This is a genomic window from uncultured Sunxiuqinia sp. (assembly GCF_963974515.1).
GTDB lineage: Bacteria > Bacteroidota > Bacteroidia > Bacteroidales > Prolixibacteraceae > Sunxiuqinia.
This window is the reverse complement of sequence record NZ_CAXBDD010000042.1, coordinates 20,903-31,461: the sequence shown is the minus strand read 5'-3', so window position 1 is coordinate 31,461 and position 10,559 is coordinate 20,903. Positions and strand designations below refer to the sequence as shown.

The following is a 10,559-nucleotide window of genomic DNA, read 5'->3' as shown; positions in this document are numbered from 1 at the left end:
AGCTCCTTTGTTTGTGGACTGTACCGGCGATGGCTGGATTGGTTATTGGGCAGGTGCGGACTATTCTTATGGGCGCGAAGCCTCTTCAAAATATGGTGAAGAATGGGATGCTCATGGTCTTTTATGGAGCCCGGAGACACCTGACAAAATGGTGATGGGCTCATCGGTTTTATGGCGGTCAGAAAATGCTGGTAAAAAGGTCGATTTTCCAGAGGTACCTTGGGCGATGGATGTTGCAAGCGAGTATGCTGCAAAAAACGGGGAATGGCAGTGGGAATTTTCGCGGAACGACTTGAGTCAGATCGATGATGCCGAGCATATTCGTGACCATATGTTTCGTGCGATTTATGGGTCGTTCTACAATTATAAACACCCCACCGCTCAAAAACCAAATGATGACCAGGCGGTTTTGAGTTCAGTCGACCTCCACGAGCAGCAGCAAAAAGTGGATAGCTTGCAATTACAATGGGTTTCCTATCTGTTGGGCAAAAGGGAATCACGCAGGTTGATTGGTGATCATATCTATACCTTCAATGATGTACGCGACGAGGTGCAGTTTGAAGACTCGGTGGTTTTTGAGAAGCGGGCTGTGGATGTTCATTATCAGATTAATTTGCTGGATGCTGACCAGCCGGACTTTTTGTCTGAGGCGATGTTCTACAATACCAGTCAGTACATTATTCCTTATCGCAGCCTGTATTCAAAAAACATACGCAACCTGTTTATGGCCGGCCGCAATTTTAGCTGCTCCCACATCGGCTTGGGCGGGCCCCGGGTGATGCGTACAACCGGTCAAATGGGAGCTGCAGTGGGGATTGCGGCATCACTATGCAAAAAATACGAGGTCAGCCCGAGAACTATTTATACTTCGCATTTGGAAGAGTATCTGGACTTGATTGAATCTCAAAAATAAGTACCATGCAACGGGCTTTATTTGGTTTAATGGCTTGTATCTTACTCCTGGGATTTAGGACTGTAAACGAACCGGAGAATTTACTGCAGTGCCGAAAAGCATTTGTGTACAAATCTGAGAAGTTTGCATTAAATGAAACCATCGAGCTTTGCGCGGACACGGCCGGTATTCCGCTGAGATACAAAGCTGAAATTAACATGCCCGTTTGCGACGATACGCTTTGTTCAAATGTTGTCCTCTTATTTTATTGGGACCTGGCCGGGCATTATGCCGGATTTGATACCATTCCAGGAAAACCTTTAAGCAAATTCGACCACCAGAAATTCGCTGCGGAAGACTATCAGAAAATGGATCAGATACTGAAGGATCGGAACAGTATGTTGCGAATTTTACAGAAGGAAGACTTGATTGACAAGACGGTCAAAATTAAAGCAACAACGGTCGATGCGGTTACTGGAGCGACTCCGGCGACGATAAAAAAAGCTGTGGTCGAAGGGGCTGTTTATTCTTCTTTTACCCTGTGGCATTTCGTAAATGGCACAATACGAAACGAGCTGGCAGCCTACACCATGAGCCACTACTCCGACACCATCATGAAGGTACTGTTGGAGTCCCGCAATTACGAGACCCAGCTTTTTGCGTTAAGACAAATGAACGATGCCGATTTTCGAAAACATGCTCCTCTGATATTGAGCATGCTCGGTAGTAGTTCTCCGCTAATCAATGCTTATATCATAGCGAAATTGCCTTTGCCATTCTCAAATCAGGAAATCAATGAGAAATTCATCTCACGCTTTCCTGAATTGGATGACTACAGTAAAAGTATTTTTATCAACAGGATTATCGGTGAAGATGGTCTTGCTCCAAGTCTTCTTCCTTTGATGACTTCTCAAATTGAGCATCTGGATAAAAAGCAATTGGATTTAATTTCGGCTTCGTGCAGAAAATATGGACTGCCGGGGTATTTAGAACTATTTGATAAAATGAAATTGGAGTAAAAGTGAAAGTAGTTTTTTTAAGCGACGACCGAATCGGGTGGGTGCCCCAAGTTTCCGGGGAGGCTTTAACACGTTTCGCTATTCAGGGAAAAGATCAAAGGAAGGATAAAGCAACAAATCAGTTTCGGGTCATGTGACTTGATTACTTTTTTTTATTCCTTTACGGTTCCAAAACGCAACTATTGAATCCATTTGTTTCAGATATTGATTCGATTTTGATCCGGTCGCTACGAAGAGGGGATCATGGAGCTTTCGAAAGATTGTTTCAGCGGTATGCACAAAAAATCTTCGTTTTTTCAATGTCTTATTTGAAAAATGAAGCCGATGCCGAAGAAGTTGTTCAGGAAGTGTTTTTACGAATCTGGATGAACAGAGACTCACTAAAGTCGGAAACCTCTTTTCAGGCCTATCTATTTACAATCGCGTATAATGCGATGAAGAAAATGTTTAATGCGAAGGCAAAGAGCAATCAATTTAAATTGGAGCTGGTTGACGAGTTGGATGATGAGGCAGGGGTGGTTGATTATGAAAATAACTATCAGTTGGTTGTCAGTAGATTGGATCAGTTTATAGAACAGATGCCCGAGCGACGAAAATTAATTTTTGTGCAACGAAAGCGAGAAGGAAGATCGGTTCGACAAATCGCGGAGAACCTCAATATCTCGGTAAAAACAGTGGAAAATCAAATTACGGAGGCCATGAAGTACTTGAAGAAACGTTTTGAGGGCGAATTGCCTGGAGGCCTGATTTACTTTTCTTTATATTTTGAGAAAGCATCTGGCCATTGAATTTGTTATTTTGACTTGCCTTACAGCGAATGTGCTGACCAGTTGAATATTTTTTTTTCGGGGATAGGGGTTTTCTTGTTTTTGGGATATTACTTGTGAACGAGCAAAATTCATGAGAAAGAAAACCACCATAAAACAGTTGCTTCGCCTTTTCGTCGGTGAAGATTACGGCCGCGCCGAATACCGGAAGATCGTTGCGCTATTCGCAGAAGATCATGACGATGAATTAAAAGAACAGTTGCAGGATCATTGGAATGGTATTCCTGCTGACCAGCCGCTTAATGAGCGATTAGCTGGCTTGTTGAAAAACCTCAAACAGCAAAACCGGTCAAGCTTCGCAAGACGAAAAACACCGTGGATCAATTACTTCCAAAAAGTAGCGGCAATTTTGTTTATTCCGTTGTTGCTGGGATATGGAATTTGGTTTATTCAGTCCAAAGATACAGGCTCCGATGCGATGGCTACCATTCATTCACCCGAAGGGGCCAGAACGGAATTTGTTTTGCCTGATGGTACAAAAGGTTGGCTCAACAGCGGATCGAGATTAAGCTATCCCGTCATGTTTACCAAAAATCGTGAAGTGAAATTGTCTGGAGAAGCTTATTTTGAGGTCGTTCGCGATCAAGACAAAAAGTTTAGGGTGAAAACAAATGAGCTGACGGTTCAGGTTGTGGGCACCTCATTTAGTGTTACTGCATATGACGACGATCAGAAAGTCAGTGTTGTCTTGAAAGAAGGAAGGGTTAAGGTTCTTAGCCCAGACAATCAATTGGCATACGAAATGAAGCCCAATGAAGAGTTTTCCTATGATTTGTATCACAAATCAGCAAACGTTCGACAGGTAAGTGCGGAGGAAATGACTTCCTGGATTGATGGTATTCTCCGGTTTAAAGGAGAGACTCTATCCGAAGTCATTAAAAAATTGGCTCGTTGGTATGGCGTAGATTTCGAAATAAAGGACCAACAACTGCAGGACTATAATTTTCAGGCCACTTTTAAAGACGAACCGCTGGATGAAATTCTGAGAATGATTGCGTTGACAACTCCAATGAAATACCAGATAGAAGAACGTAAACAAAATAAAAACGGAATCTATATGAAAAAGAAAATCGTCATTGACAAGAACTAACTTATGCAAAAACAGGAAAGTGTTGGTACCACTCTCCTGTAATTTTTGCAGTGTCGTTACAGCAATTCCATTAATTAACACTACAAACGTAAATTTATGAAAAAATCTGAGAAAAGCAGGGTAGGCTTATGCCGCACCTTTAAAAAAACACTATTACTCATGAGACTAACGCTATTTATTTTTCTACTCGGTTTAGTGCAGGTGACTGCAAAAAGTAGCTATTCGCAGCAAACCCGAATTTCAATGGATCTAAAAAATGTTCAAGTTGTTGACGTTTTGAGTGCCATTGAAAATCAAACAGACTTCTACTTTCTTTACAATCAGGATCTTATTGACGTAACGAGAAAAGTGGATGTTGCGGTGGTCAATAAGCAAGTCGATGAAGTATTGGCAAAAATGTTTGATCAGACTGATGTCAGTTTTGTCATCAATAATCGACAGATTATTTTAACCAATCTGGGCAAAAGCAGTAACGTTCAGCAGCAAAAGGCCGTTTCGGGAAACATTACCGATGCCTCTGGAGCTCCCCTACCGGGGGTTACCGTTGTCGTAAAAGGTACGACAACCGGAACGATTACTGATTTTGATGGGAATTTTTCTTTATCAAATGTACCGGTTGACGCAAGTCTTGTCTTTTCTTTTGTTGGCATGAAAACCCAGGAAGTGTCGGTTGTTGGAAAAACAACGATCAACGTGATTTTAGAAGAAGAAGCGATAGGAGTTGACGAAGTGGTGGTGGTTGGCTATGGAACGGTTAAAAAGGCTAACCTTACAGGAGCCGTATCTTCGGTCGATTTTACCGAGTTGGAGACCCGCCCGGCCTCTAATACGGCGACACTGCTTCAGGGACAAATGTCTGGGGTCACGGTAAGCAATTTTAATAACCAACCAGGGAATGATAATCCTGAAATTCGTATCCGTGGAGTAGGAACGTTGAACTCAGGTTCGGATCCTTTGGTTATTGTTGATGGGATAGAGTCTGACATCAGTCAGATTCCAGCTGCCGATATTCAAAGCGTTTCCGTGTTAAAAGATGCTGCTTCAGCATCAATCTATGGAGTCCGGGCTGCAAATGGGGTTATTTTGGTGACCACTAAAAGAGGAAAGAGTGCTAAGCCAACGGTAAATGTGAAGCAGAGTTTTGCCATTCAGCAAGCCTTGGTGAAACCCGAGTTTGTTGATTCGTGGGACTATGCTTTCCTCCAAAATCTTGACCTCACCGAGCAGGGACAAGATCCTTTGTATACCGAAGAGCATATTCGTTTGATGAAAGATGGATCTCAGCCCGATCTTTGGGCTAATACGGATTGGTTTGACGAAATGTACCGGAATGCGCCTATGAGTACAACCTATTTGTCAGTGAGTGGAGCCGCGGATAATGTTCGCTATATGGTATCCATGGAGTACCTGAATCAGGAAGGAACCATGATTGAAACCAACCAGGAGCGTTATAACTTCCGGTCTAATATTGATGTTGATGTGACCGATCATATTAAAATAGGAATGAATGTTTCGGGCAACAAGCAAGATATTTCAGAAACGCTGAACAACGCCAGTGCAAGTAACAATGATAATGACTTAAACTATTCGATCCGGCGATTTGCCAACCCAACCGTTCCGGTTAAATACTCCAACGGAGAATGGGGGCAGGTTAACGGTCTGTACTATGAGCCGGGAAGCACCGTTGGTTCTATTCGAAATGTCGTTCAAATGGCTAGTCTGGGAGAAAATATCACGGAACGATATAACTTTCAGGGGAAAGTATTCGCCGAAATTGAGTTAGTCAAAAATCTCAGCTATCGACCGAGTTTCTCCTACGTCTATAATTCATCGCTTCGCTCCAGGTTTTCACCTACCAATAAGACTTACGATGCCAATGGGAACGTACTCGGGGAGTCGGTTCATAATACGCTTATGAATAACAATACGACTTGGAAAAGGTATCAAATGGAAAACCTTTTGAGTTATGACTACGCCGTTGATGATCATAGTTTCGGCGTTTTGCTCGGGCAGTCGGCGCAATCCTTTCGCACAGATTACTTTTATGCCTATGTGGAAGATTTCCCGAACAACAATATCCATGAACTGGATGGTGGAATCAACAATAAAGATGTGGCTGGTAATGCCAGTGAGCTGGCGCTGGATTCTTATTTTGGAAGATTAAACTACAACTACATGGACAAGTACATGTTGGAGTTTAATTACCGTTATGATGGTACCTCTCGCTTTCATTCAGATAACCGATGGGGTGGATTCCCTTCGTTTTCTGCCGGATGGGTAGCTACCAATGAAGATTTTTTCCAGGACATGGGACCCATTTCGTTTTTGAAAGTGCGAGGTAGCTGGGGAGAGTTGGGGAATCAGAATATTGGAGGAACTTACTATCCTTATACCCAAAATATCAACACCGGACAGAATTATCTTTGGGGAGATTATGTTGCCGCAGGGGTTGCTGTGACCGATTTGGCCAACCGTGATCTTACCTGGGAAACAACTACCATAACAGATATTGGAGTTGATTTGAATTTGTTTAGGAACAAAGTGCAAATCGTAGCCGACTGGTTTGATAAAACAAGCTCAGATATTTTGATCCGTCTTCCGATTCCTTCAACAATGGGCGGTGTAAGTGCACCATTCCAGAATGTTGGCGAAGTGAAAAATACCGGATGGGAGTTGGATGTGAAATTCCAGGATACCTTTGGTAAAGTTGGCTTGTTTGGCGGCTTCAATCTCTCAGGTGTTAAAAACGAAGTGATTGACTATGGTGGCATTGAGTCGTCTATCAGCAACAATGCCATTACGATTGAAGGAGAGGCTATTGGATCATATTATGCTTACGTTGCCGAAGGCTATTATCAAACGCAAGCCGAATTGGACGAGGCACCGGAACAGTTTGGCCAAGCACTTCGACTCGGGGATGTCAAGTACAAAGACATTAGTGGACCAGAGGGAGTTCCGGATGGTAAAATCTCATCCGACTATGATCGTCAGATCATTGGGACACCATTTCCCAAACTGCAATATTCATTCAACCTCGGAGCGAACTACAAAGGATTTGATGTTTATGCATTCTTCCAGGGAATTTCAGGTATAAAACGCTATTACTGGTATAATACCGAAACTCAGGGAACGTTTACCCAGGTAGCCATGGATTATTGGACCGAGGAGAATCGAAACGCCCCAACACCGAGATGGGGAAACTTAGGGAACAACACCGTGTACTCCTCATTCTGGTTAAAAGATGCCTCTTACTTGAGATTGAAAAACCTGGAGGTTGGCTACACCTTACCTGTGATACTTACGAGTAAAATTAACGTCACGAAAGCGAGGATATACTTCTCTGGTGTTAACTTGTTGACATTTACTGATGTTCCTGATTACGATCCTGAAAAGCTGACCAATGATGATCGCAACCGGGATTATCCACAGGCAAAAGTATATTCCGTTGGCATCAATGTTACATTCTAAACTCAAATACGATTTATTATGAAAAAAATATTTTCAATTATATTTATAACAATTATCCTGGCTGGGTGTTCGGATGATTTCTTAAACAGAAGTTCCCTGACTTCACTTGCCGACGATACTTTTTGGACCACTGAAGCTGATGCTCTTATGGCATTGGCCGGTTGTTATTCTTCCTTACAAGATCCTTACCTGTTTGATTCAGACCCTTGGGCCGGAGGGGTTGTCCGGTGGGATTACATGAGTGATGATGGCTGGGTGCGCTGGGGCTGGATGGCCGGTGGCCCTGTGTCGAGAGGTGAACATGCAACCAATGCATGGATTATCGGATCCTTCTGGAATTCTGCTTACCAGGCAATTGTTCGGTGTAATCGCGTAATCGATTTTGTACCGACTCTTGGAGAGGAGGTACTGGATGCGGCTACGGCGGATCAAATTGTCGCTGAAGCTAAATTTATTCGCGCCCTTATTTATAACCTGCTGACCATGACCTATGAAAATGTCCCTTTGATCACCTCGCTTCAAACAGTTGAAGAAGCACAGGTTCCTAAAAATTCAAAGTCGGAAATTGTTAGTTTTATCTTGACTGATTTGGAAGGATGTGTCGAAGATTTGGCAGGGCCTGGAAGTGTCGACTGGGGGCGCGCTACAAAAGGTGCAGGATATGCCTTGCTGGCTCGAATTAACTTGTATAATGAAAATTGGACAGAGGCTGCGTCGTGGTCTCAAAAAGTGATGGATTTTAACTATTCTTTATATCCTGATTTCTGGGGGTTGTTTCAGAGTGACAATGAAATTAATAGCGAAGTTATTTTTCCAGTCCGTTATACTCGTGGGCCGGATGAAGACGGTGCTAATTTCGCTGCCTATTGGGGTGAAGGATTGATCAACTACCAGGAAGCGCTGCCGAACCTTGGAGAGGATTATTTCTGTACTGATGGAAAACCGATTACGGAGTCAGACCTTTATAACCCTGCGATTCCTGCTGAAAACAGGGATCCGCGCATGGGAGCGACTTTGGTTACCAATAATTCGTTATGGAGAGGCAATGTGTTGAACACCTACAGCAAGTCTTTTACAGGTTACACGCAACGGAAATATACTGAAGAGCAGAACAGTGAAAATCATTTTGATGCGAACGAAGATTTTTATGTCTTCCGATTGGGTGAGGTTTTATTGATGAAAGCGGAAGCTTTGGCTGAACTCAATGCAGCTGGAAATGCGACAGAAATTTTTGGGTTGATAAACCAACTTAGAAATAGGGAAAGTGTCCAGATGCCACCGGTTGACCAAACCGAGGTCGATAATTATTTTGGAGGAAGTATTTTGGACATGGTGCGTCATGAACGACGAATTGAAACGGCTTTTGAAGGGTTGCGCTACCTTGATTTAAGACGCTGGGGACTGTTGAAGGAACGAGCCATTGATTTCTACATGTCGTATGAGAAAGCAAATGATAACAGACTATCAAATCGTCAATGGAAGCCTGAGCATATTATTTGGCCTCTCCCTCAATCGGAGGTTGACCGAAATGAAGCGCTCGAACAACATCCGGAATGGAACTAATCACCTTTGATTAGCGTTGTTTGACAATGACCTTTGGATAAGGGTGGTAAGACCTGCCACCCTTATTCTTTATTCAGACAACCGGAAGCTGCAAGGTAGACCAATTTACTAAACCAATTTTTCAAACCAACAGAAAAACAATGAGAAACTCTATTTTTTTAGCGCTGATTCTTCTTTTAATTGTTTCGTGTAAAGGAGGTAGTCAGCAGTACTATGTGGACTCGGATAATGGAGATGATTCAAATTCCGGAAGATCGCCCGAGAAGGCTTGGGCATCGCTCGAAAAAGTCAACTCGATGGAATTCAAGGCTGGTGATCAACTGCTTTTTAAAAGTGGAACAGAATTTTTTGGCCAATTGGAGCCCAAAGGTATTGGGACGGGCGAAGCTCCAATTCAGATCAATAGGTATGGAGAGGGCAAAAATCCTGCCATTCACGGAAATGGAGAAGACTTGCATACCCTATTACTGCACAATGTTGAATACTGGGAAGTTCGAAACCTGGAGATCACAAATACAGGAAAAGAACGTGCCGCCGGAAGGCGCGGAGTAATCGTTAAGGCAGAAGATTTTGGCGATTGCCACCACATCATTTTAGACAGTCTTGAAATTCATCATGTAAACGGCAGCTTGGTAAAAAGTGACGGCGGTGGAAGTGCCATCCTTTGGCAGAACAGTGGTGATTCGGTAAAGACGCGGTTCATCGGTTTGCAGATTACCAATTGCCACCTGCATCATTGTGAACGTAACGGCATCAATTCGCGGGGATACACCAACCGCAAGGAGTGGCATCCGAGCCTGAATGTCGTGGTCCGAAATAATTTACTGGAACAAATCCCCGGTGACGGAATTGTGCCAATCGGTACCGAGGGTGCGTTAATTGAATACAATGTGATGCGGGATTGTCCCGATATTCTCTCGCATGAGGAAGCTGCTGCAGGCATCTGGCCATGGAGCGCCGATAACACCATTATTCAGTTCAACGAAGTTTCCGGTCACAAAGCCAAGTGGGACGGACAGGGTTTCGATTCGGACTGGAACTGTCAAAATACGATTATTCAGTACAACTACAGCCATGATAATTACGGAGGATTCCTGTTGGTTTGCAACAATGGAAGTAATGTGCGTACCGACCGGAACATTGGTACGACCAACACCATCGTGCGCTACAATGTAAGTGTGAATGATGGAATTCGCCCATATGAAACGGAACGAAGAAGCTGGTTTGCACCAACCATCCATATTTCCGGGCCGGTAGAAGACACAAAAATTTACAACAACGTGTTTATTATTCCCGAAAAGTCTCTCGAAGAAAATGACCGCACCGTCGTTGAAATGGATAACTGGGGAGGTCCGTGGCCTGAAAATACATTCTTCGCCAACAATATTGTTTATGCCGACGAAAAGGCAGATTTCTTTTTTGACGGCGACAAAGGAACTCAGTTCACCCATAATTGTTTTATCGGCCATTTTGAAAGTTTGCCAGCTGATCCGGCTGCCATTTTTGAAGACCCCCAATTTGTGGATGTTTCTGCACGCGGAGAGGGCTTTGAGGTGCTGAAAAATTTTATGCTCCAAAAAACTTCTCCCTGTAAGGATGCCGGAATAGCCATCGAAAACAGTGGAGGACAAGACCTTTTCGGAAACCCGCTGGAAGGTAAAACGACTATCGGTGTGCATGAATTTTAAAAACCTTAAATG

7 protein-coding genes are annotated in these 10,559 nt (G+C 43.4%); all 7 read left to right on the top strand.

Annotation, left to right across the window (positions count from 1 at the left end):
• Positions 1-913, top strand: a 913-nt coding sequence (locus AAC033_RS10795; RefSeq protein ID WP_339737928.1) for an FAD-dependent oxidoreductase, incomplete at its 5' end; no start/stop codon positions are given.
• Positions 914-918: 5 nt separating this feature from the next.
• The gene (locus AAC033_RS10790; RefSeq protein ID WP_339737926.1) at positions 919-1,911 is read left to right on the top strand and encodes a hypothetical protein; all 993 of its coding nucleotides are present in this window, start codon (positions 919-921) and stop codon (positions 1,909-1,911) included.
• Positions 1,912-2,093: 182 nt separating this feature from the next.
• A complete protein-coding gene (locus AAC033_RS10785) occupies positions 2,094-2,699 on the top strand; it encodes an RNA polymerase sigma-70 factor (protein ID WP_339737924.1) in 606 nt (201 codons plus the stop codon).
• A gap of 112 nt (positions 2,700-2,811) precedes the next feature.
• The gene (locus tag AAC033_RS10780) at positions 2,812-3,828 is read left to right on the top strand and encodes a FecR domain-containing protein (protein ID WP_339737922.1); all 1,017 of its coding nucleotides are present in this window, start codon (positions 2,812-2,814) and stop codon (positions 3,826-3,828) included.
• 159 nt (positions 3,829-3,987) lie between these two features.
• Positions 3,988-7,296 carry a TonB-dependent receptor gene (locus AAC033_RS10775; RefSeq protein WP_339737920.1) on the top strand — a complete coding sequence of 1,103 codons (3,309 nt, stop codon included), beginning with the start codon at positions 3,988-3,990 and terminating at the stop codon, positions 7,294-7,296.
• Between the two features lie 18 nt (positions 7,297-7,314).
• A complete protein-coding gene (locus AAC033_RS10770; protein WP_339737918.1) occupies positions 7,315-8,859 on the top strand; it encodes a RagB/SusD family nutrient uptake outer membrane protein in 1,545 nt (514 codons plus the stop codon).
• A gap of 140 nt (positions 8,860-8,999) precedes the next feature.
• On the top strand, positions 9,000-10,547 hold the full coding sequence (locus AAC033_RS10765; RefSeq protein WP_339737916.1) for a right-handed parallel beta-helix repeat-containing protein: 1,548 nt from the start codon (positions 9,000-9,002) through the stop codon (positions 10,545-10,547).
• Positions 10,548-10,559: the final 12 nt, after the last annotated feature.